At 45.5% G+C, this 22,621-nt stretch carries 24 protein-coding genes and 1 other RNA gene; 10 read left to right on the forward strand and 15 right to left on the reverse strand.

Annotated features, from left to right (window positions below):
* Nucleotides 1-9: 9 nt before the first annotated feature.
* Nucleotides 10-2,106: an NAD-dependent DNA ligase LigA gene (ligA, locus tag ABDK00_RS02285; RefSeq protein ID WP_346237887.1), complete on the reverse strand. Its 2,097-nt coding sequence runs from the start codon at nt 2,104-2,106 to the stop codon at nt 10-12.
* Nucleotides 2,107-2,221: 115 nt separating this feature from the next.
* On the opposite strand from ligA, the gene ABDK00_RS02290 reads away from it, so the two are divergent.
* The 5 genes from ABDK00_RS02290 (at nt 2,222) to tsf (ending at nt 6,252) form a co-directional block, all read left to right on the forward strand.
* Nucleotides 2,222-2,992 carry an NUDIX hydrolase gene (locus ABDK00_RS02290; RefSeq protein ID WP_346237888.1) on the forward strand — a complete coding sequence of 257 codons (771 nt, stop codon included), beginning with the start codon at nt 2,222-2,224 and terminating at the stop codon, nt 2,990-2,992.
* A gap of 276 nt (nt 2,993-3,268) precedes the next feature.
* The gene (gene rplM, locus ABDK00_RS02295) at nt 3,269-3,712 is read left to right on the forward strand and encodes a 50S ribosomal protein L13 (protein WP_346237889.1); all 444 of its coding nucleotides are present in this window, start codon (nt 3,269-3,271) and stop codon (nt 3,710-3,712) included.
* Nucleotides 3,713-3,784: 72 nt separating this feature from the next.
* Nucleotides 3,785-4,174, forward strand: coding sequence for a 30S ribosomal protein S9 (rpsI, locus tag ABDK00_RS02300; RefSeq protein WP_346237890.1), 390 nt, complete (start codon nt 3,785-3,787; stop codon nt 4,172-4,174).
* 102 nt (nt 4,175-4,276) lie between these two features.
* Nucleotides 4,277-5,164 (forward strand): 30S ribosomal protein S2, encoded by an 888-nt coding sequence (gene rpsB / locus ABDK00_RS02305; RefSeq protein ID WP_346237891.1) that lies wholly within the window; start codon nt 4,277-4,279, stop codon nt 5,162-5,164.
* A gap of 254 nt (nt 5,165-5,418) precedes the next feature.
* Nucleotides 5,419-6,252, forward strand: coding sequence for a translation elongation factor Ts (tsf, locus tag ABDK00_RS02310; RefSeq protein ID WP_346237892.1), 834 nt, complete (start codon nt 5,419-5,421; stop codon nt 6,250-6,252).
* A 77-nt stretch (nt 6,253-6,329) separates the two neighbouring features.
* Here the strand turns inward: tsf and ABDK00_RS02315 are convergent, their stop codons facing one another.
* From ABDK00_RS02315 to ABDK00_RS02330, 4 genes are read right to left on the reverse strand one after another with little or no spacing between them, the layout of a single operon-like run.
* Nucleotides 6,330-7,280 (reverse strand): sugar phosphate isomerase/epimerase, encoded by a 951-nt coding sequence (locus tag ABDK00_RS02315; RefSeq protein WP_346237893.1) that lies wholly within the window; start codon nt 7,278-7,280, stop codon nt 6,330-6,332.
* 44 nt (nt 7,281-7,324) lie between these two features.
* Nucleotides 7,325-7,615 (reverse strand): hypothetical protein, encoded by a 291-nt coding sequence (locus ABDK00_RS02320; protein ID WP_346237894.1) that lies wholly within the window; start codon nt 7,613-7,615, stop codon nt 7,325-7,327.
* Entirely contained in the window at nt 7,608-8,486 is an 879-nt protein-coding gene (locus tag ABDK00_RS02325; RefSeq protein ID WP_346237895.1) for a carbohydrate kinase, read from the reverse strand. The genes ABDK00_RS02320 and ABDK00_RS02325 overlap by 8 nt, the downstream gene beginning before the upstream one ends.
* 29 nt (nt 8,487-8,515) lie before the next feature.
* Nucleotides 8,516-9,490: an aldo/keto reductase gene (locus tag ABDK00_RS02330; protein ID WP_346237896.1), complete on the reverse strand. Its 975-nt coding sequence runs from the start codon at nt 9,488-9,490 to the stop codon at nt 8,516-8,518.
* A 341-nt stretch (nt 9,491-9,831) separates the two neighbouring features.
* On the opposite strand from ABDK00_RS02330, the gene pyrH reads away from it, so the two are divergent.
* From pyrH to ABDK00_RS02345, 3 genes are all read left to right on the forward strand, one after another.
* Complete coding sequence (gene pyrH / locus ABDK00_RS02335) at nt 9,832-10,542, forward strand: UMP kinase (RefSeq protein WP_346237897.1); 711 nt, start codon at nt 9,832-9,834, stop codon at nt 10,540-10,542.
* A gap of 39 nt (nt 10,543-10,581) precedes the next feature.
* A complete protein-coding gene (gene pdxH, locus ABDK00_RS02340) occupies nt 10,582-11,235 on the forward strand; it encodes a pyridoxamine 5'-phosphate oxidase (protein WP_346237898.1) in 654 nt (217 codons plus the stop codon).
* Nucleotides 11,236-11,393: 158 nt separating this feature from the next.
* Nucleotides 11,394-11,726, forward strand: a complete 333-nt coding sequence (locus tag ABDK00_RS02345) for a DUF6686 family protein (protein WP_346237899.1) — start codon at nt 11,394-11,396, stop codon at nt 11,724-11,726.
* Nucleotides 11,727-11,782: 56 nt separating this feature from the next.
* Here the strand turns inward: ABDK00_RS02345 and ABDK00_RS02350 are convergent, their stop codons facing one another.
* From ABDK00_RS02350 to ABDK00_RS02365, 4 genes are all read right to left on the reverse strand, one after another.
* Entirely contained in the window at nt 11,783-11,911 is a 129-nt protein-coding gene (locus ABDK00_RS02350) for a 30S ribosomal protein THX (protein WP_346237900.1), read from the reverse strand.
* Nucleotides 11,912-12,010: 99 nt separating this feature from the next.
* Complete coding sequence (locus ABDK00_RS02355; RefSeq protein WP_346237901.1) at nt 12,011-12,334, reverse strand: HU family DNA-binding protein; 324 nt, start codon at nt 12,332-12,334, stop codon at nt 12,011-12,013.
* 241 nt (nt 12,335-12,575) lie between these two features.
* Nucleotides 12,576-12,896 carry a DUF4286 family protein gene (locus tag ABDK00_RS02360; protein WP_346237902.1) on the reverse strand — a complete coding sequence of 107 codons (321 nt, stop codon included), beginning with the start codon at nt 12,894-12,896 and terminating at the stop codon, nt 12,576-12,578.
* Nucleotides 12,897-12,898: 2 nt separating this feature from the next.
* Entirely contained in the window at nt 12,899-13,693 is a 795-nt protein-coding gene (locus ABDK00_RS02365; RefSeq protein WP_346237903.1) for an exodeoxyribonuclease III, read from the reverse strand.
* A 95-nt stretch (nt 13,694-13,788) separates the two neighbouring features.
* On the opposite strand from ABDK00_RS02365, the gene ABDK00_RS02370 reads away from it, so the two are divergent.
* Complete coding sequence (locus ABDK00_RS02370; protein WP_346237904.1) at nt 13,789-14,544, forward strand: TIGR00730 family Rossman fold protein; 756 nt, start codon at nt 13,789-13,791, stop codon at nt 14,542-14,544.
* Nucleotides 14,545-14,546: 2 nt separating this feature from the next.
* On the opposite strand, the gene ABDK00_RS02375 is transcribed toward ABDK00_RS02370, so the two are convergent.
* The gene (locus tag ABDK00_RS02375; protein WP_346237905.1) at nt 14,547-16,877 is read right to left on the reverse strand and encodes a BamA/TamA family outer membrane protein; all 2,331 of its coding nucleotides are present in this window, start codon (nt 16,875-16,877) and stop codon (nt 14,547-14,549) included.
* A 78-nt stretch (nt 16,878-16,955) separates the two neighbouring features.
* On the opposite strand from ABDK00_RS02375, the gene ABDK00_RS02380 reads away from it, so the two are divergent.
* Entirely contained in the window at nt 16,956-17,690 is a 735-nt protein-coding gene (locus tag ABDK00_RS02380; protein WP_346237906.1) for an RNA methyltransferase, read from the forward strand.
* 45 nt (nt 17,691-17,735) lie between these two features.
* On the opposite strand, the gene ABDK00_RS02385 is transcribed toward ABDK00_RS02380, so the two are convergent.
* The 5 genes from ABDK00_RS02385 to nadB all read right to left on the reverse strand — a co-directional run bounded on the left by ABDK00_RS02385 (nt 17,736) and on the right by nadB (nt 22,537).
* A complete protein-coding gene (locus tag ABDK00_RS02385; RefSeq protein WP_346237907.1) occupies nt 17,736-18,971 on the reverse strand; it encodes an ABC transporter permease in 1,236 nt (411 codons plus the stop codon).
* 89 nt (nt 18,972-19,060) lie between these two features.
* Nucleotides 19,061-19,714, reverse strand: coding sequence for a fructose-6-phosphate aldolase (gene fsa / locus ABDK00_RS02390; RefSeq protein WP_346237908.1), 654 nt, complete (start codon nt 19,712-19,714; stop codon nt 19,061-19,063).
* Between the two features lie 149 nt (nt 19,715-19,863).
* Nucleotides 19,864-19,963: signal recognition particle sRNA small type (ffs, locus tag ABDK00_RS02395), an RNA gene on the reverse strand.
* A 17-nt stretch (nt 19,964-19,980) separates the two neighbouring features.
* Nucleotides 19,981-20,859 carry a lysophospholipid acyltransferase family protein gene (locus tag ABDK00_RS02400; RefSeq protein ID WP_346237909.1) on the reverse strand — a complete coding sequence of 293 codons (879 nt, stop codon included), beginning with the start codon at nt 20,857-20,859 and terminating at the stop codon, nt 19,981-19,983.
* Between the two features lie 58 nt (nt 20,860-20,917).
* Complete coding sequence (gene nadB / locus ABDK00_RS02405) at nt 20,918-22,537, reverse strand: L-aspartate oxidase (RefSeq protein ID WP_346237910.1); 1,620 nt, start codon at nt 22,535-22,537, stop codon at nt 20,918-20,920.
* Between the last annotated feature and the right edge of the window lie 84 nt (nt 22,538-22,621).

The following is a 22,621-nucleotide window of genomic DNA, read 5'->3' on the forward strand; positions in this document are numbered from 1 at the left end:
CCGGCGCTGTTAATGTAGCATCTGCAGAAAATCGGCCTCGGTAATGATCTTTACCGTGTTTAGCTTTTTTGCTTTATCGAGTTTGCTTCCCGCATCTTCGCCCACTACCAGGTAGTTCAACTTGGCGCTCACGCCGCTCAATATTTTAGCGCCCCTTTCCTCCGCCATCGCTTCTGCTTCGCTTCTTTTGAGTGTGGGCAATGTTCCGGTAAACAGGAAAGTGACGCCGGCCAACTCGCCGCTGCCATGTGTGGTTTTGTTCTCATTCTTCATTTCCACGCCAAGCGATTCGAGTTCAGTCAGCATTTTAATATTGTCGTCGTTGGTAAAAAAATGAACGATGCTGCCTGCTACCTTTGGACCTATATCTTCCAGCGATTGAAGTTCTTCCTGGGTCAGGCCCTTCAATTCAAACAAATGGCCCACCCTTTGCGCAAGCACTTTAGCGGTGGTTTCGCCCACAAAGCGGATACCAAGGGCAAAAATCAGGCGATGCAGCGGTTGTTTTTTGCTAAGCGCAATGGCCTGCTTCAAGTTGTCGATCGATTTGGCGCCAAATCCTTCCAATTGGCTAATAGCTTCATAATCCAATTTATAAATACCGGGAATGTCTTTTAAAAGCCCGAGTTCGAAAAACTTTTTGATGTTGGCTTCACCCAAACCCCTGATGTCAAGCGCGTCTTTACTCACGTAGTGCACCATTCGCTCCACCACCTGGGCAGGGCATTCGATGTTGACACAACGCCAGGCCGCTTCGCCCTCTTCTTTAAAAAGCGTGCTGTCGCAAATGGGGCAATTTTGGGGAAAGCTGATGGGCTGTTCTGCGCCGGAGCGCAATTCTGATAAGGGTTTAACGATATAAGGAATAACGTCGCCAGCGCGCTCTACCAAAACGGTGTCGCCGATCATCAGATCTTTTTCTTTGATAACGTCCTCGTTGAAAAGCGAAATAGAACTTACGGTAACGCCGCCGATAGGTACAGGCTCTATTTTGGCAACGGGTGTGATAGATCCGGTTCGGCCCACCTGAAACTCCACATGGAGCAATTTACTGGTGCCCTGCCTGGCTTTAAACTTAAAAGCCATGGCCCAGCGCGGATGATGAGAAGTCATGCCCAGCTGATCCTGTAGCTCGAAATCATTCACTTTAATCACCATGCCGTCAATTTCATAAGGCAGGTTATCTCTTTCTTCCTCAAATTTGAGGCAATAGTCTATAACGGTATCGATATGGTTGAAAACACGCATTTCTTTTACCGGGCTTCTAAATCCTAAATCCCAAAGCAGTTGAAGCGCGCCGTCATGCGAAGTCAGCGCAGCCGGCAAGGCTTTGCCCGGCAAAAGCGTAAAATCGCTGATATGATAAACAAAGGCTTCGAGATTTCTTCTTTTTACTTCTGATGCGTCTTTGATGCGCAATGCGCCGGCAGCCGCGTTACGCGGGTTGGCGAGTGGCGCCAATCCTTTTTCCACGATGCTGTCGTTATACTTTTTGAAATTGTTTTTATTCATCAACACCTCGCCGCGTATTTCCACCTGCTGTAGCCCATAGTCGCTAAACCGCGCCGATAGCGGCAGCGAGCGGATTTGCTTCACATTGGCCGTTACATCGTCGCCAGCTACACCATTACCTCTGGTGGCGCCGCGCACCAGTAGGTCGTTTTCATAAATAAGCGAAATGCTGCCTCCGTCAAACTTAGGTTCCACGCAATAAGTAATCTGGTCGCGTTTTGATAACTGGCGGGCTTTACGGTCAAAGTCTTTAAGGTCGGCTTCGTTATAAGAATTATCGAGCGACAACATAGGAACCAGGTGTTGCACCGTAACAAAGTTCCCCGTAAATTCTTTTGCGACGCGCTGTGTGGGCGAATCTTTGGTTACCCACTCAGGACGGGCTTGTTCGGTTCTTTCCAGCAGCTTGTATAACTGATCATATTCGCCATCGGCAATCAGCGGATCGCTCAATACATAATAGCGGTATTCGTGAAAACGCAAGGCCTGTTTTAACTGATCCAGATGGTTTTCGTCGGCGAGCTGATCGCTTTTATCTTTTAAAAACTCCTGTGTAATAGTTTGCAGGGCTACCGTTTTATCTTTGTTATACATGCGATAAAAATAGTAAGAACTTACAAATCAACGGGCCTTTTCAATTCAGTGCATGGTTTTTTCTTCGGCTGTTATTTCTTTTATATGCTTTACAAAAGATCTACAAAAATGGTGTTTGAATCGTCAACAAATTCCCTTAGGTTTGTGTATAGAGCACACGATTAAAAAGATGTCAGATATTACCAACTTAAAAAGCGCCGCAGCCGAGAAAACAAGTCATCCGGAATACTTCAATATTGCTGTTTCAGTGGACTGTGTGATTTTTGGCTACGAAGAAAAGGAACTGAAAGTACTGCTTATAAAGTCTGATTTTGAAGAATTTTCAGGATTGTATTCTTTATTGGGCGATCTGGTTAAACCAGATGAAGATTTGGACGCGGCGCCTTACCGCGTGTTAAAAGAGCGAACCGGCCTTGACGATGTTTTTTTGCAACAGGTTTATTCATTTGGCGCGGTGAACCGGCATCCTTCGGGTCGTGTGATCAGTACGGCTTATTATTCATTGGTACATATCAACAGCCATAAGCTAAAAATTAACAGCAATGATTTGCATTGGCATCCGGTTCAAAAAATAAAAAAGCTGGCTTTTGACCATAAGCAAATATTGGACACCTGCGTTAAAATGTTGCAGGAGCAGATCATGGACCATCCGGTTGCGCACAACCTGCTCCCCGAAAAGTTTTCGTTGCGCGCCTTGCAGGAGTTATACGAGGCGGTTTTAGGAACAGCTTTAGACCGAAGAAATTTCAGAAAAAAAATAGCTTTAAAAAACTGGCTAACCGAACTTAACGAACTCGAAGAAGGGGTTACCCACCGGCCCGGCAAGCTCCATAAATTTAAAATTAAAGCGCTTAAGCCGGCATCCGGAAAAGAAAAGGCCAAATAATATAGCCTGCGGAAGAGCGCTGATTTCCTATGTGGTATATCCGATTGGCCACTACTTTCGACATCCTTTAGAAATTTTTTGGCAAAAATTTTACTGAAAATCAATTTATTATAGAGGTGCGATAAAAAATAATCGCATCAATTGTTCGTTTACTGCGACAAGCTGCCTAATTTTGCACCCCCGTAGTCAAGCGAAGGTTTGAGCGGGGATTCCCCGACAAATGTTGGGGACCGGGGGATAGCCCGGTTTTTTAAATAATAAATTGAATCAATTAAAATGAGCAAACAACATTTCACCACGAAGCATGCGAACGAGGCTACTGTGCAGCGTAACTGGTACGTTGTCGACGGTACTAATCAAACCGTAGGTCGTATGTGTTCCCGTATTGCCGCTATTTTGCGCGGTAAACACAAGGCTTCCTACACGCCGCACGTTGACACAGGAGATTATGTAATCGTAACTAACTGCGAAAAAGTAAAGTTGAGCGGAGCGAAAATGGATCAAAAAATTTACGACACTTTCAGCGGATATCCCGGTGGACGTAAAGAAGAAGTGGCGAGCGATTTACAAAAGCGCCGTCCTGAAGTGATTATCGAAAGAGCCGTAAAAGGGATGCTGCCTAAAAACCGTTTGGGCCGTAAGATGTACAAAAAACTTTTTGTATATGCAGGCGGAAACCATCCTCATACTGCGCAACAACCTAAGGAACTTAAATTCTAAAAAATGCGATAGGCTATAAGCTATGAGCGCTATGCTTGTTGCCAACAGCCGAACGTTTAAAGTATAAAATAAATGGAAAAACAAAAAAATGCAGTTGGTCGCCGTAAGGAAGCTGTTACCCGCATCTTCATCAGCAAGGGTACTGGCGCGATTACTGTGAACGATAAGGATTACAAAAATTATTTCTCACTGGTTTATCTGCAAAACCAGGTAGAACGCCCGTTAAAGGCTGTTGAAGCGGCTGATAAATTTGACATCAAAATCAATGCAGCTGGCGGTGGCGTTAAAGGCCAGGCAGAAGCAGCTATGCTGGGTATTGCCCGCGCCCTCGTTGATATCAGCGCCGACTATCGCCCTGCTCTTAAAGCAGCCGGCTTATTGAAACGCGATCCAAGATCTGTAGAGCGGAAGAAATTCGGTCACAAAAAAGCAAGAAAGAGCTACCAGTTCTCTAAAAGGTAATGGTTTGTGCCTGCCTGCCGGACAGGCAGGGTTCATAGCATATGGCAATGAACTATTAACTATGAACTATGAACGTTTAAAAATACTTTTCAAAATAGACAAATGGAAAATAATAATACATCATTACAGCAGCAGCTCTTGGAAGCGGGCGTACATTTCGGTCACCTGAAAAAGAAATGGAATCCTAAAATGTTGCCTTACATTTTTGCTGAGAAAAAAGGCATTCATATCATTGACCTCAACAAAACAGTGGAATGTTTGCAGGAAACCGCTGCAGCCATGAAACAAATTGCGCGCAGCGGCAAGAAAATTCTTTTTGTCGGCACTAAAAAGCAGGCGAAAGATATCGTCACTGAATGTGCTCAGAGAGTAAACATGCCTTATGTTACAGAACGTTGGTTGGGTGGTATGCTTACCAACTTCAACACGGTGCGCAAAAGCGTAAAGAAAATGCAGAGCATTGAAAAAATGCTGGCTGATGGTTCTTTTGACAGCATCACAAAGAAAGAGCGCCTTACTTTAACGCGCGATAAAGAAAAAATGGAAAAAGTGTTGGGCGGTATTGCTCAGTTGGGCCGTGTTCCCGCCGCTTTGTTTATCGTTGATATCGGGCACGAACATATTGCATTGGCAGAGTCAAAACGCCTGGGTGTTAGCACTTTCGGCGTTGTAGATACCAACTGCGATCCTAATAAAGTTGATTTCGCTATCCCGGCGAACGACGATGCGACTAAATCTATCGCTATCGTTGTAAACTATATCACCGCAGCTATCGAAGAAGGTCTTGCTGAAAGACAAGCAGCGAAAGATGAGGATGTAGAAGATAATTTTGCTGACGAAAACGAAAAGCAGGCAGCGAAGTTGCAGGCTGAAGCAGAAGCTGAAGCCGGTCGTGGCGGCCGTGGACGCGGTACCGGACAAGGTCAGGGCCAGGGTGGACAACGCAGAAGGACGACAGGCGGCGCGAGAAGCGGAGCTCCCAGAAGATAATTTATAGCAGGTTGATGGTCCATGGTTCGTTGCGATGCGCCATGGGCAATCAACTTTTGTTTTAAGCCTCCTGCCTGATGAAAAGTCGTTCGAAGGGTTTGTGGGATGAGCGATGTTCTGCTGTACAAGCGAGCGTGGCAAGGAAGAAGATATTTATTCATCAGTTGGTTCAAAAAAAAATAGCATCAGATCATTTTGGTTATACGCAGAGCTGAAGGGCTCGGACTATAAATCAACAATCAAAAAAATTAAAAATGTCTACAGTAACAATTACAGCACAAGATATTAATAAGCTGCGCCAGGCTACCGGCGCTGGTATGATGGATTGCCGCAAAGCGCTGACGGAAACTAACGGCGATTTTGAAGCAGCGATCGACTGGTTGCGCAAACAAGGCCAAAAAGTGGCGGCAAAGCGTAGCGACCGTGAAGCAAAAGAAGGCGTGGTGATCGCTCAAACTACTGCTGATCATAAAACAGGAATCGTGGTTTGTATAAGCTGTGAAACGGACTTCGTATCTAAAAACGAAGACTTTGTTGCTTTTGTGAAAAGCATCGCAGACGCGGCTATTGAAAGCAATGCCAATTCGGCCGAAGAATTGAACGAGGCATCTGTAAACGGAACCAAAGTTTCTGAATTGATCAATGATAAGCTGGCTTCGATCGGCGAAAAAATTGGCATTACTAAGTTTGAAAAAATTTCGGCTCCTTACGTAGCATCGTATATCCATGGCGCTAACCGTATCGGCGTTTTAGTGGGCCTGGATAAGGAAGCTCCTGAAGCTGGTAAAGATGTGGCGATGCAGGTGGCGGCCTTAAGCCCTGTGGCGGTGGACGCAGACAGCGTGCCCGCTGATGTGGTAGCTCGTGAAAAAGCAGTGATCATGGATATCATGAAAGAAGATCCTAAGATGGCTGGAAAGCCTGAGGAAATGCTGGCTAAAATTGCAGAAGGTAAATTAGGCGCTTTCTTCAAAGAACAAACTTTGACTGCGCAGGCTTTTGTAAAAGACGGCAGCAAATCGGTTGGCGACTTTTTGAAAGAAAGCGGTGTGAAAGTTACCGAGTTTAAAAGAGTAGCACTGGGATAATTCAACCCATTGATGATAAGTTTTAAAGAGCGCCCTGGAGACGGGGCGCTCTTTTTTTGGCATTACAAAGGTACTGCTTACCCGGGCAGTAAAATATTTTTTGCAAAGCCTACGCACTTTTTAACTTCTTTAACCGCGTCCGAGCCTTCGGGGACTTTATATTCGAGCTCTACCGACACCGGGATATCATATTTTTTTTGCTTCAGCAATAGCAGTATTTCTTTGATCGGCGTGTCGCCCGCTCCCCACGGTAGATTATCGCCGCCGTTTTGTTTGGACTTACGGTCTTTCATATGAAAAGAAGTGATTCGGTCGTGTTTGGCTTCAATGAGGGCGAGCAGCGATGCGCGCGTATTAGCGCCGCCTGCTGCAATATAATGGCCGCAATCGAGATTGATAGAATTGTAGGGCGATTGCGAAAGCGCGACATCCCAAACCTGGTCGGTGGCTTGCAGGTGTGTGTGATAGCCTACAAACATTTTATGTTTTGTTCCAAAAGAGCCCAGCCGCGCGGTATGTTCTGCTTTTTTGGGTAGTTCGAGGGTGACGGATTTAGCGCCCAGCACTTTTGCCGCCCGCATCAAATAATCAATTTCAGCATCTGTGCTGTTCATCGCTAAGGCGTCGGGTTGTTTAAAAGCGTAAATGCTCACGCCAGCTTTGTCAAACATTTTTCTGACTTCTTTAAACTTATCCATCGACACATGGGCGCGCCAGGCAGCCACTGCGGCTTTATCTGCTTTTTGAGGCTTGCCGGCATAAGCTTCTACGGCATCGCCCATTAGTTCAACGGCGCTCACGCCCGAGGCTACAATGTATTTTAGTATGTCTGCAATATTTTTCTCAGGCATGCTTCTGAAAGAGTAAGTGATCGCTCCAATTTGCACGCCGGCAAATTTTGAATTAGGTTTTTTCTGATTGAAGGCATTTGCCCAGTCGTTCGTGTTTGTGAAAATAAGGCCGGCAGAAGCCAGTGCCGCAGATGTCAGGAAGGAACGGCGTGAGCAAGCTTTTTCGTTAGAAGACATAATTGATGAATTAGTTGATGAGTTAAGTATGGTGGCTTTGACGGCTAAACCAGCCAAAGGTTTATTAAATTATCCAACTCGTCGGGCAGACTTTGGTCCGGCATTTTAACACCGGCGCGCCGATACCAGTAATTGGCATTCCATTCATCCCCTTCGGCGCGGTGCAGATAAGCGTGCAAATGATCAAAATCCCTCTCTCCTTCGTGGGCCTGGGCCACTTCATGGGCCGCCTGCCAGTTATCGTTGGCGGCATGCCATAAGCCCGCTTGCAGTTCGGACAAGCCCTCCGGAACTGCACCCTCCTGAAGTGATTTTTTAAAAGCTTCTTTATTCATGATTCAAATCTAGTTTTTCAATAGCGTCTATCTCATAGTCGGGGCAAGCGCCTTTTTGAGACGCTACAAATGCACCAATTTTGCAGGCGAATGCCAATGCATTTTCCGGGCTTTGGTTTTCCATGTGTTTAGAAAGAAATCCTGCCAGGAAAGAGTCTCCACTGCCGATCGTGTCGGCGACTTCTACTTTGTAACCCGGATGATGATAAAAATTGTCGTTATACAGCAGGGAGGCGCCATCTGCTCCTTTTGTGATGATGATTGTTGGTATGCTGAAAGCTGTGCTAAGCAACAGCACTTGTTTTTCAAAAATTGTTTCATCGCCGTACCAATCTGTTATCATTGCCAGTTCGTGATTATTGAGCTTAAGCAGGTCGGCCTGCTTCATTAAATGTTCGAGGGTGGGGCGCTCATAGTGTGGAGGCCGCAGGTTGATATCGACGACCTTAGTCGTCGCTGCTTCAAGCATTGCATACAGGCTTTTTCTGGAATGCGCGGTGCGGGCGGCGAGGCTGCCGCAAACAAAATAATCGGCCGCAGCGACCTGCTCCAGCAATGTTTTTGAGGAGTCGATAAAATCCCAGGCCACCGGCTGCGCAATTTCATATTCCATTTCATTGCCCTTTTGCGTAGCAATCACAATACCTGTTTGATGCTCCTTGTCCGTTTGAATAAGCGAAGTATCAATGTTCTTTCCCTTTAAAAATTGAAGCAATTGCAAACCGTTGTCGTCGTTGCCGATTTTTGAGATGATGGAGGCTTTTTGACCCAAACGATTTAAATGATAGCAAACATTCATAGGTGCGCCACCCGGTACTTTTTCGTGCGGCAAAACATCCCATAATATTTCACCAAAGCAAATCGTATTCATATTTTTCTTTTAAATTTTTCAGTCCTGCGTTAAATCGTGTCGATCCATTCACCAATGCGAGCGAGGTCTTCCGGCTTCAGCTGAATATCCATGGCTTTGGCATTCTCCGCCGCTTGTTTGGCATTACGCGCTCCTGCTAAAGCCGCTGCCACAGCGGGCTGATGGAATGTCCATGCTAAAACTAACTGAGCCGTTGTGGCCTGGTACTCCGCGGCCAGTGCGGCGAGTTTGTCGGTCAGGGTTGCGACTTTATCGAAGTCGAATCGCTTAAAGTAATTTGTTCGGTGGTCGTCGGCGGCCAGTGCATCGCTGCTCTGGTATTTGCCGGTCAGCAGCCCGCGCTCCATCGGACTGTAAGCGATTATAGATAGATTATTTTCAATAGCATAGGGCACAACAGCAGTTTCGATATCGCGCTTCAGCATACTGTAAGGCACCTGGTTGCTTTGCAATTTTATGGTTTGCTCCGCTTCTTTTAACTGCGCGGCGTTGTAGTTACAAACACCTACCGCTTTTACCTTCCCGTCCTGCATCATTTTTTCCATGGCGCGCATGGTTTCGTCAATCGGCGTGGTCGTATCCGGCCAATGCAACTGGATCAGGTCGATGTAATCGGTTTGCAATCTTTTCAAACTCGCTTCCACATCTCTCAGAGCGGTTTCATAGCCGCCATAACGATATACTTTTCTCAACTGGCCATGATTATCCTTTCCTTCGAAAGCGAAGTCGCCTTTTTCAGCGTCCCAGATCATTCCGAATTTGGTCAGAATCTGCAGCTTACTTCTATCATAGTTTTTGATGGCTTTTCCCACCAGCTCTTCGCTATACCCGAAGCCATAAATCGGCGCGGTATCAATGGAGGTCACCCCGTGGTCGATATACGCTTCAATCGCTTCGATGGAATCTTTCTCTTCGTTGCCTCCCCACATAAAACCGCCTATGGCCCAGGCGCCCATTGTAATGGGCGTAACCTGAATATCGCTGCTGCCTAACTGTCTTTTCATATGTATGTTTTTACATGTTTTTTTTTGTGACACGCCTGCCAGAACAGGAATTTTGCATAAAACTTTTCATCCTTTTTGAGTGCGAATTTGCCCGAAAGCTAACCTGATCATTACATGATTTTTTTTATTAACCCAGCAATAAATATAACTCAACAAAATTGCGTCGCACAGCGTCATCTTTTGGTGCTGCTATCAGCTTTAAAAGAAGGCGGTATTTGCAGGCGCTAATTAAGCGGTCAGACGGAGACCGTCAGACCTCGTAACTTTTCGGGCTATAAACCTTGAATCTTTTCAGCCCATAAACTTATCTTCGCCACACAATTAACCATAAAATAAAAGTAATGCAGCCTAAATACAAAAGGATTTTGTTAAAACTTTCGGGTGAGTCGTTAATGGGAAATAAAAACTTCGGCATGGACGCTGATGTCATCACCCAGTATGCCATCGAAATAAAATCGATTGTAGATTTAGGTGTGCAGGTAGCTATTGTTATCGGTGGCGGCAATATATACCGGGGCATGAACGAGGCCCAAACCGGTATTGAGCGCGCGCATGGCGATTATATGGGCATGTTAGCCACGGTCATCAACGGAATGGCTTTGCAGGCAGGCCTGGAGAAAGCGGGCATGTTTACGCGCCTGCAAAGCGCAATAAATATGGAGCAGATAGCGGAGCCCTACATCCGCCGGCGTGCTATCCGTCATTTAGAGAAAGACCGCGTGGTGATTTTTGGTGCCGGCACCGGAAATCCCTATTTTACAACCGATACGGCAGGTTCGCTCAGGGCCATAGAAATCAATGCCGATGTGATATTAAAAGGTACCAGGGTAGATGGAGTTTATACTGCAGATCCCGAAAAAGATGCAACCGCAACGCGTTATAAGACGGTTTCTTACCAGGAATGCCTTACCAACAATTTGCGTATTATGGATATGACGGCCTTTACGCTGTGTATGGAAAATCATTTACCCATTATCGTTTTCGATATGAACAAGCCAGGCAATCTGGCCAGGGTGGTATCGGGTGAAGATGTTGGAACACTGATAAGTTAGCCGTCCGGTCATTGTGTTTTAAAATGAATTAGACCAAGCATGAGTCAAACCACTTCCATAGCGGATATCAGAACACAGTATGCTCAGAAAAGCCTGTTGGAAGCTGACGCCCTTCCTGATGCGCTGGCGCAGTTTGGCCGCTGGTGGGATGATGCGATACAGTCACAATTGACAGAAGTAAATGCTATGACGTTAGCCACGGCGGAAGCCGACGGAACGCCTGATGCGCGCATTGTGTTGTTGAAGAATTTTTCGAGTGACGGATTTACCTTCTTTACCAACTACGAAAGCCGGAAAGGGCGTGAGCTGGCGGCTAATCCCCGGGCCTGCCTGGTGTTTTTCTGGAAGGAACTGGAGCGCCAGGTACGCATCAGCGGCATGGTTGCCAAGATCAGTAAAGAAGAAAGTGAAGCGTATTTTTATTCGCGCCCCATTGGTAGCCAGATAGGCGCATTGGCCTCGCGCCAGAGTACGGTGCTGGAAGGAGCAGGTCAATTGGAAAAGCGTGTGGCGACGCTACAGGCCGAACACCAGGAGGGCAAAAAAATTGAGAAGCCGGATTATTGGGGTGGCTATATTGTAAAACCAATGGCTATTGAATTCTGGCAGGGCAGGCCCAACAGGTTACACGACCGGCTACGCTACACAAGGCAGGAAGAAGGGGACTGGAAAATAGAAAGGCTGGCGCCTTAGGAAAATTAGGTAGCACCTATGTCCCTTCCGATGTTGTTTCAGCTCGCGTCCCGGCGCATCAGCTACTTTTGGCAATTTTCCTGATCTCGTAAATACAATTTCCCGATACGGCATCTGATCTTTTCTTCAAGGTGTAAACTTTGCTGAAAAATTGAGAGATGGCCTGTGATTTTCAATCCCTTTATTATGGAGAAGATGGCTATGTGGCACGCTGCAAGCAATGTGGCCATTACCAGATTGCCTTTATTTCAACAATGCTGACGCTTAGCAGCGCTGATTTTCATATATTCTGCAAGCAGGTGAACTACAAAGCGGGGCAGACCTACACGAATGTAAACCACGATTCTAAAATCATTATGATTGCCACGCCTGCGCAGGATGTAAACTTGATTTTGACACCTGCAGAGTTGGCGAGGCTGCATAAAGCCCTTGAGGAGGCGGATAGTGAGATTAAAGCGCAGGAGCTATTATGTCTTTTTAAAGCGGAATAAAAAAACAGGAACCCGAAAGTTCCTGTTGTATCTTTTTTCACCCCAAGAGTATCAGGTTATTTAGCTGCTTCTTCTTTTTTGGCCGCTAATTTCTTCTTCACTTCGGGAGAAATTGCAGGGCGGCTTTTGCCATAAGACCCTTTAAAACGTTTTCCCTTTGCGGTTTTTTTATCGCCTCTTCCCATAATTAAAAAATTTCTGCAAACGTACAGAAAAATAGCTATATAGCCTGATAAAAATGCCCCGCAAACTTGCAGGGCATCACAGAAAATGTTTTTCTACTGTTATATTTTAGAAGAAAGCTCTTTACCAGCTTTGAATTTGGCAACTTTTTTAGCTTTAATTTTAATAACAGCACCTGTTTGCGGGTTGCGTCCGTTGCGGGCAGCCCTTTTAGTAACAGAAAAAGTACCAAAGCCAACCAAAGTTACTTTATCTCCTTTTTTCAAAGTTTTTGTAACGGCTTCCACAAAAGAATCTAAAGTGGCGTTTGCCTGAGTTTTAGTAATACCGGCATCTTTAGCAAGCTTTTCAATTAATTCTGCTTTGTTCATAGTTAAATTTTTAATGAGTTTATTTGAAAACAAATTTAGATGGTTTTCTACCATAACCGCAAAATATTTTTGTTTCCGTGTGTTTTTGACGATGCTTTGAAACTTAGACGCAGCAAGCGTTTGCGCAAATTGGCTTCATAAAGATAGGGTGTGTAAAATGGTGCGTTTGTCTTGAAACCCTTTGCTGTAGCGAGTTTCAAGGATTTTTCTTCTGAAATACAGTGTAGTAAAGGCTTTCAGGTTAATATAGCATTTTTTTCGAAACTGCAAACTGCAAAAAAAATCTTTTGCACATTCAATTCACAACTTCCATAACGGTTCTAAAAGCGAGCAATTGATCGCCCCATTTGTCCAGTGTTTCGCGCCTGAGAGCTGTCGAAAAGTGCATTAAGTAACGCTCATAATCGGCCTCACGGGCAGCGTGGTATTGAATAGCATAGGTTGGCCCCTCTTCGTCGTCCACACCTTTTAGCCGCAAGATAGTGGCTTTAAAAAAGCATTGCGTGGCCAAAACCGCGGGTATGTGGTGCTGGCGCATCCAGTTTAGCCAATCGATATGAATAGCTTCCGTTAGCTTATTGGTGACATTATAAATCAAATGCGTCGTGGGTTCCATTATTATTTCAGTTTAAGATAGATGGGGCAATGGTCGCTATGCTTTACGTCGGGAAAAATGTCTGCATCTGCGATGCTGCTTTTGAGCGGATCGGTAACGGTGATATAATCAATCCGCCAACCCTTATTATTTACACGGACGCTGGGAAAGCGCTGGCTCCACCAGCTATAGCGGTGTGCTGCTTCCGGGTAGACTGCTCTGAAACTATCGTTGTAGCCGGCCGCCACAAAGCGATCCATCCAGGCCCGCTCCTCTGGCAGGAAGCCTGAAGATTTTTTATTGCCCTTGGGGTCGTGAATATCTATTTCTTTATGCGCAATATTGTAGTCGCCGCAAATGATCAGTTTGGGATGTTGTTTTTTAAGCTCGTTGAGATACGCGAAAAATTCATCTAGCCACATATATTTAAAAGCCTGCCTTACATCGCCGCTTGTGCCTGATGGAAAATAAGCGTTGATCAACCTGATATCTCCAAAGTCTAACTGGATAACCCGGCCTTCGTCGTCGCTCACCTGGTGGCCGGTTCCGTAAACAACATGATCGGGTTTTATTTTGGTAAATACGGCTACGCCGCTATAGCCTTTTTTTTTCGCCGAGAACCAGTAGTCATGATAACCCAGTTCGTTGATCGGCAGGCAGTCGATATTGATCTTTTCGGCCTTGGTCTCCTGCAGGCAAATGATGTCGGCCGGATCGGTTTGCAGCCATTCTAAAAATCCTTTTCTGAGGGCGGCCCGGATGCCGTTTACATTGTAGCTGATGATGCGCATGGTCGTATAATTGTGAATGAACGACAAAAATAAGATGTTGGGTCATTATGGTTTTAAAATTTATATTCGCTGAATGGGGTGGCCAATCACCGATAACGATTTATGTTGCTAATACAAAATTTATGGAAGAGAAAAAGAAAAAAGCGAAACAGATAGCAGCGCCAATTATCCCGGCCAAAGAGCATGTATATCTTGATGGGCCGAAAAGCAGGGGCTACGAATTTATATTCCTGTTTAAGGTAGTGGCCGAGTTTTTCAAAGGTCTGCGCAATTTGCATTTCGTCGGGCCTTGTGTCACCGTGTTTGGGTCGGCAAGGTTTAAAGAAGATCATATCTATTATCAAAAGGCGGTGGAATTTGGGAAGCGCATCGCGGGAACTGGATTTACCACCATGACCGGTGGCGGCCCGGGCATCATGGAAGCCGCTAACCGCGGGGCTTTCGAAGCGGGCGGTAAATCGGTGGGTTGTAATATCAAACTTCCGTTTGAACAACACTATAATAAATACCTAACCAAAGCAGTTACTTTCGACCACTTTTTTATCCGTAAGACATTGCTCATCAAGTATAGCTATGCATTTATTATTATGCCGGGCGGGTTTGGTACAATGGATGAGTTTTTTGAAACGCTCACGTTGATTCAAACCAAGACCATTGCGCAGTTTCCTATAGTTATTTTCGGAAAGGACTTTTACGCAGACATGATGGTGGCCATTGAAGATATGGCGGAAAAGGGAACGATTTCGCCCGAAGACCTGGAGCTTGTTTTATTGACCGACGATATTGATGAAGCCATGGATCATATCAGCAAATACATTACGACCAACTACAAAATAAAAAAGCGGCGTCGCATCCCCTGGCTTTTTGAAAAGAAATAGAATCAGAATATAAAAGGATAACCAATGCCCACCTGCAACTGGCTTCCCTTAAAAAACGGATAGGCAAAAAACTTATTTTGATAGGCAGCATTGGGCCCGTCAGGACTGGGGTCTTTTACCTTGTAAGCATAATCGAGCCGTATGACGAAAAAGCTGAAATCGGCTCTCACGCCAACCCCTGATCCAATGGCGATATCCGTCCCTAGCCTTGAAAGATTGAAGCGTTCTTCATCCCTTCCCGTTTCTTTTTTCAAAAACCAGATATTACCTACATCTGTAAAAACGGCGCCATTGATCGGAATGCCTGCCACATTCAGCAGTGGCATCCGGTATTCTATATTGGCCTCTAATTGTACATCGCCAAAGCGATCGGGTACAATTTCTTCGCCGTCAATGCTTTCGTCATTCTCAAAATATTTGATGGCGGAGCCGGGCCCAAGCCTTCTTAATTGCCATGCCCGCATACTGTTGGGGCCGCCGCTATAATATTGTTTAAAGAAAGGAAGTTTGGCGCGCTTGGAAGGGTTAGCCGTTGCGTCGAGTTCGTAACCGATACCGCCAAAACCGCGCAGTACCAGGCCGGTCTTACTGCTAAGTTTGATGAGCTTCGCAAATTCTGCATCCAGCTTCACGAAACGATATAGTTGTTCATCGATAAAACTATTTCTTACCAGGCCGGTTAAGAGGCCCGATGCTTCGAGGTTCATACGAAGCACATTGATGCTGCGTTTATTCGGGCTGTTCCAGGGCATTGAAAAGTTGGTGATCACAGAAGTAATCAAACCATCTGAAAAAAGATTTTGCAAGGAGGGGTTTTCCCGGATCAGCGTTTCGAGGCTGTCTCTTTTCCTGATGTAAGAATATTCGATATTTGGAATTTTTATACCGAGGTTAAAGGTCCGGTTCGTGACTGCATATTCCCTGGCGCGCCAGGCAAATTCATACCCCCAGGAAGTGTTGAAGCTCGTGAGGTTGAAAAGATAACGCCTTTCCGTGTTGGCCGCATTTAAACTTAAAATGGATTGAATATTTCCCCGAAATGAATTTCTAAAGTTATTCATTCCCGGAAAAACATATCGCGGGAAAATCAGGGAGTTGCTATAGCTCAGCTGCTGTGTTTGTATAAACTCGCCCGAGTTGATGCCGCCCAGCTCAACGCCATACCTGATGTTGGTATTGAGCAGATTGGCGCTGCGTAGAAAATTTCTGTTTTGTAAACCCAGGTTCATGCCCAGTCCCACAAAGTTGCCGCTGATTACGCTTTGGCTGAAACTGCCCTCAAAGTTGGTGGTGAAATTATATTTGGGCGCGGGGATTAAACGCATTACAAAATCTACCGTGTCGGTCTGATCGCGTGGCACTTGCGCGATATCCACCAGCCGCCATGTGCCCAAATTGTTAAACCGGTTCAGTGTGCGCGAATAACGGCTTTGCTTATAAAGGTCTCCGCGTTTGAGATAAATGTATTGAGGAAAGATCTTCGGTTTGAACTTATTTGAATATTGAATGACCGAAACGTTTTCGATAGTATCTATCTTTTCTTTGCGGTTGGCCGTATCAATTCTTATATCGGGGTACACCGTCACATGGCCGACGTAAAATTTTTTCAGGCTGGTTGAGTCGTCCGTGTTTTTTTGTCTCAGCTCCAGATCGGCAGTAGGATTTTCTTTTCTTTCCTGAAGTTTTTGCAGCTGATCGATTTGCTCCAGCGGGTCGAGCGTAGGCTCCAGTAAATCTAAATCCAATGTGTCCCAAAGCGCATACAAATTATTCCTCGAAAAGAGAAGATAGCCATTGTTTCGGTACAATTCTACCAGGCGGTCCAGCTCGGTAGAAATCGGCCCCTGGGCAAAAGGATCGCCTTTTTTGATCAACGCTTCCGGCAAACTGCTGTCGGCCAGAAATTGAAGCCTGTCGTTTTGAAGCGTGTAAGAAAGCGAGTCGATGCGCGTTACGGGCCCGGGCCAGACATTGAAGTCGATAAAAGCTCTTTGCTGGCCGCTCACGTTTTTTATATCCGTCGAATAATTAATCGAATCATGAAAATATCCTTCCGCAGCGAGGTAGTTGTTCATAAAGCCGATGGACTTGTTGATCAGCGCCGTATCCAAAGGCTGTGGATTTTTTAACACTTCCCAAAAAACCTTGTCCAGCTTTCTTGAAGCAATACTATCGTCCAGTTGTTCATAAAGTCCGCCTTCCAGTTTGCTTTTTTCGTCTTTTGGTAAATCCTTTTCCTTTAAATTTATTTTCGTTTCGAAGATATAGGGTTTGTTTTTAGGTTCGTTGCGCACGATAGTAAAAAGCGTACACGAAGAAAAAACAAATACCATTATAGCCGGTAAGAAAAGAAGATGTATATTTTTGTATGATTGAATCTTTTTATGCAATGGATCGAATTATCTTAATAGATGCTGAGTAAATCTGAGGTCAAATATATTCAAAGTTTAAGCCAAAAAAAATTTCGGGCGCAGGCGCAGGCCTATGTTGTTGAAGGCCCGAAAATAGTAGCAGAAGCATTATTGTCGCCGCTTGTTGAAGTGGAACAGGTTTTTGCGCTTAGCGGCTGGCTCGAGGCCAATCAAAAGCTGACTAAAAATGTGTCGCTCACAGTTGTAGATGAGCAGGAATTGCAAAGGATTTCTCAATTGAAGACGGCTAACCAGGCGCTGGCCGTTGTAAAAAAAAATGAGGGGAATTCAATAGTTGCGGATCAAAACGCGGTTAGCCTGGCGCTTGACGGCATCCAGGATCCCGGTAATTTAGGCACGATCATCAGGATTGCAGATTGGTTTGGAATCGATCAGGTGATTTGCAGCGAAGACTGTGCAGATGTGTATAATCCCAAAGTAGTGCAGGCGAGCATGGGCAGTATTTTTCGTGTAAATATGGCGTATGTTGATCTGAAAGATTGGTTGGCGGGGAAAAGCGATGTTCCTCTTTTTGGAGCCGCTCTGCATGGTAAGCCGCTCAGCTCTTTCTCAAAGCTTCACAAGGGGATAATCGTGATTGGCAATGAATCAAAAGGTATTCGCCCCGAAATCCTGGATCTTGTTCAGGAGAAACTAACGATCGAGCGGAGGGGGCAGGCCGAATCGCTCAACGCCGCGGTGGCGACAGGCATCATCCTTTCCCACCTGGTTTAAAAGAACCGGCAAATCAAATCCGGCTTGCTGATAGTGTGTTACATCTTATCTAAAATGAATAGCTTTAACCGGCTGAATTTTTTTAACTATATAAGAAGGAATTAGCAACACCAAAAGGCAGATGCCAAACGTGGCAACACAAATCGCTGCCACTTCCCAGCCGGTAATTTGTACGGCGGCGGTTTCCATAAAATAAGCTTCTTCGTCGAGCCTGATAAAACCTGTTTTGTCCTGTATAAAAAGTAAAATAAGGCCCACGGCGGCTCCGATCAAAATACCACGTGCCGCGATGATCAAACTATGGCGGATGAATATTTTCTGAACGACCCAATCAGAAGCGCCAATAGCTTTGAGGACGCCCACCATGCGCATACGCTCAAGTACCAGGATGATCAGGCAGGTGATCAGATTGATGACCGCCACCACGATCATAATACCGATGAGTACGTTTCTTGTCGTGTCCTGCATGTTTAACCAGTCAAAAATATTAGGAATATAATCCCGTATATTCTGAACCCGCCAGTCATCATCAAAACCCGGCAGCGCCGACAAGATTTGCGCGGCTGTGTCGGCTTTTTTATAATCGTTTAAAACTATTTCGTAACCGCCGATTTGGTTGTTTTGCCAATCGTTTAGCTGCCTGATCAATTGCATATCGCCGATGGCGAAAGAATTATCAAAATCAGCAACACCGGTTTTAAAAATGCCTTTGATTGTAAGCCGGTCGGGCCTTTTGGAACCATCCGGACGAATGAAATAGATGAGTACCCTGTCGTTGAGTTTCAGTTGTAGTTCTTCCGCCGTCTTTTTTGATATCATAATGTCGCGGCTATAAGTGCTATCGTTAAACCTTATAAAAGATCCTTCCACGATAAATTCCCGGAGGTAACCGGAGTCGTAATCTTTATCGAGCCCTTTTACCAACACGCCCTGCAGGTCATCTTTTGTTTTTAAAATAGCGTATCGGGTGGCAAAGGGGTAAATGGCTTTGACAAAGGGTTGTTTTTTCACTTCCCTGACAATTTCCGCGTTATTGATAATGGGAATTTCTTCAGTGATCAACGAAGTGTAGGGCAACGATTCCTGTATACGCATGTGCCCCCAAAAGCTAAACACTTTTTCGCTCACCCTTTTCTGAAAACCATTAGCAAAAGCAAGCGTAATAATCATAGCCGCAACGCTGATGATAGTGGCGACTACAGAAAGCCGGATGATAAACCTCGAGAAAGAACGGTTTTGGTTAAACGCGATTCGATTGGCTATGAACGTGGAAATGCTCATCTGGGTTGAAAATAAAAAAAATGGAAAGGTAACAAAGGCGCAAAGGATGCGCGCTTGAAGCACCTTTCCACTCGTATATCAAAAAAGCGCTATTGTGTTTTTTTGGCGTCTTCTAAAAATTTAGCCAGCCCGATATCGGTAAGTGGGTGTTTTAATAGTCCCATGATCGGTTCCAGCGGACAAGTACACACATCAGCGCCCGCTTCAGCACAGCGAACAATATGATTGGAATTACGGATAGACGCCGCTAGAATCTCAGTTTTAAAACCCTGTATATTATAAATATGCGCTATCTGCTCAATCAGTTGAACGCCGTCCCAGCCGCTGTCATCAATGCGGCCTAAAAAAGGAGATACATATTTGGCGCCCGCTTTAGCCGCCAGGATAGCCTGGCCCGCACTGAACACCAGCGTGCAATTGGTTTTGATGCCGTTGTCGGTAAACCATTTGATCGCTTTCACCCCTTCTTTGATCATCGGCACTTTCACCACGATATTGGAGTGGAGCGCAGCCAGCTTTTTTCCCTCTTCCACAATACCGTCAAAGTCGGTGCTGATTACTTCCGCGCTGATATCGCCATCCACGATATTGCAGATGTCGATATAATGCTGCATTACGGCTTCCTGGCCTTTAATACCTTCTTTAGCCATGAGTGAAGGATTGGTCGTTACGCCGTCCAAAATGCCCATGTCATGAGCTTCTTTAATCTGATCAAGATTTGCGGTGTCGATAAAAAATTTCATGATTTATTTTTTTCAAGTGTTTAGATTTTTAAATCAGCTATTTTCAGGCCGATGTTTCAGCGCTTTCTGGGTCGCGCTTGCAGCAAAATGCCCATAGCCTCACGCTAAAGTAGTATAATAAAGCTAAACGAAGAAGGTGGGGGAAATAAAAAAAGCAGGCTACTCACATCGCGCCGCTACAACCATCTATCCTTGCTGCCTTCCGGCCCTGGGGAGGTTCGATAGGAGCTGGCCGTATGAGACCTGCAACTGCAAATATAGTGCTTTTAATTCACATTGGACGCATAGCTTTCATTCCACTCATGCTTCCAGCGGCGGTGGCTCCACAGCCAGTTGTCGGGCGCCTGGCGCAGGTTGGTTTCCAGGTAATTAACAAACTGCTGCGTGATCTCAATGTCTGTTTTATTTTTGGGGTTTTCCGCCGCAATTTCAAATTCAGTTCGATAATAACCGCGCTTTACCCGCTTGATCGTGGCGAAGGCCACCACCGCATTTGTTGACATCGCCATTTTTGCAGATCCCGTAATAAAAGCGGTTTTTCTGCCAAAAAAATCAAACCAATTGGTGTGGTCAATCCGGCCGGGGCTTTGATCAGCGATCAATCCCATGCAGTAAAGGGTTTTGCGATAGGGCAGAAAAGCTTTAGTCATGTTAGTAGCGGGAATCAGCACGGCGCCGCCCCGCGAACGCATTTTTTTAAAAAGCCGATCAAAAATTTTGTTGGATAAAGGAAGATAAACACCCAGGTATTGATGTTTAACTTTTTTGGCAATCATGGTATTGCCCCATTCCCAGTTAAAGTTGTGGCCCAGATGCACCTGCACGGGCCGGCCGGCGTCGTAATATTGGTTGATTAATTCCCAGTTCCCCGAAAATCGCTTTTCAAAAAACGTGTCAGGGGCCGAAAGCAATTTGAGCGACTCTAACATCGAGTCGAATAGTTTGTGATAGAAGCCTTTGGCAATCGCTACGCGCTCCGCATCTGTTTTTTCGGGAAAAGCGATCAGCAGGTTGTGCATGACCACTTTCCGCCGGTAGCGGATTACGTGGTAAACAATGCCGTAAAGGCTGTCGGAAATAAAATGCAAAACCCGAAGTGGCAGTAAAGAAACCAGGTAGAAAAATGCGTAAACAATATAATACATAATGAATAGTCAATAGCCGGACAAACGTTCAGGCAGCATATTTTTTATCTTTCTTGCATTAAAGAACAATATTCTGCAATAGCTCGCTTTTATTCGGATAGTCGGTATTGTAATTCAGGCCGCGGCTTTCCTTTCTGAATGTCGACCCTTTTACGATCAGATAACCCACCGTAATCAGGTTGCGAAGTTCGAGAATGTTGGGCGAAAGTGTGCTCGATTTATAAAGCTGCTCTGTTTCTTCCCAAAGCAGGTCCAGCCGCCGGCTGGCGCGTTGAAGCCTGATGTTGTTGCGCACGATGCCGACATAATCCGTCATCACCTGCTGAATTTCTTTGAGGCTTTGTGTGATAAGAATTAACTCTTTTGGAGTGCTCGTGCCCATGGCATTCCATTCGGGAATATTGAGTTTGAAAGTGGGATGTTGGGGCAGTTCGTTATTATCCACCTTTGAAGCCACATGCACAAAACAGCGATGCGCAAAAACCATTGCTTCCAGCAGCGAATTGCTGGCCAACCGGTTGGCGCCGTGCAGCCCTGTGCTGCTACATTCGCCAACCGCGTATAAGTTCCGAATAGAAGTTTGCCCCCATTCATCTACTTTAATACCGCCACAGCTATAATGGGCCGCCGGCGCTACGGGGATCATATCTTTTGAAATATCGATGCCGGCGCTTTTACATTTTTCATAAATATTGGGAAAGTGTTCAATAAATTTTTCTGTATCGAAATGCCTGCAATCGAGCCAAACGTGTTCGGTTCCGGTAATTTTCATTTCGTTATCGATGGCGCGGGCTACAATATCGCGCGGCGCGAGATCTTTCCGCTCGTCATATCGCTCCATGAAAGCGTCGCCATTTTTATTCCTTAAAATACCGCCGTCGCCCCGCACTGCCTCCGTAATTAGAAAGGCCTGGCCACGGAGGCCGGGTTCATACAGGGCCGTGGGATGAAACTGTATGAATTCCATATTTTCAATCCGGCCTTTGGCGCGGTACACCATTGCTACTCCATCGCCGGTGGCAATGGCGGGATTGGTGGTTGTTCTATAAACCTGGCCATTGCCGCCGCTGGCTAAATAAGTGGTCTTTGCCAAAATGGTTTCGATTTCGCTGGTATGAAGGTTGAGCGCATACACGCCGTAACATTCAATGTCGGGTGTGGACTTTGTTATGAGGTAACCCAAATGATGTTGGGTGATGATATCCACTACAAAACAATGTTTGATAATTTCAATATTCGGCATTCGCGACACAGCCTCGAGCAGCGTTCGCTCCATTTCCCAACCGGTAATATCTTTATGATGGATAATCCTGAACTCACTGTGGCCGCCTTCTTTTCCCAATTTATAATCGCCGTCTTTTTCCTTGTCAAAATTGGCGCCCAGATCAATCAGCTCCTGTACCCGCGCCGGGCCGTCTTTCACAACGGTTTCGACAATTTTTGGGTTGCATAAGCCGTCGCCCGCTATCAGTGTATCTTCAATATGTTTTTCAAAACTGTCTGCTTCAAAATCATTGACAACGGCCACTCCGCCCTGCGCATATTTTGTATTTGTCTCATCGGCGGCTGCTTTGGTAATGACCAGCACTTTTTTATCAGGATATTTTTCAGCCATTTTGTGCGCATACGTAAGCCCGGCAATACCCGTTCCTATCACTAAAAAATCTACTTGTTGCATCTGAGAAATTGATAAGTTATCAAACGAACCTTTGCGTTCAGGACTACGGGCACTCACCCGCGTTAATCCGGTTCAGTAGCACCA

The organism is Niabella insulisoli, from assembly GCF_039652435.2.
Classification (GTDB): Bacteria; Bacteroidota; Bacteroidia; order Chitinophagales; family Chitinophagaceae; genus Niabella; species Niabella insulamsoli.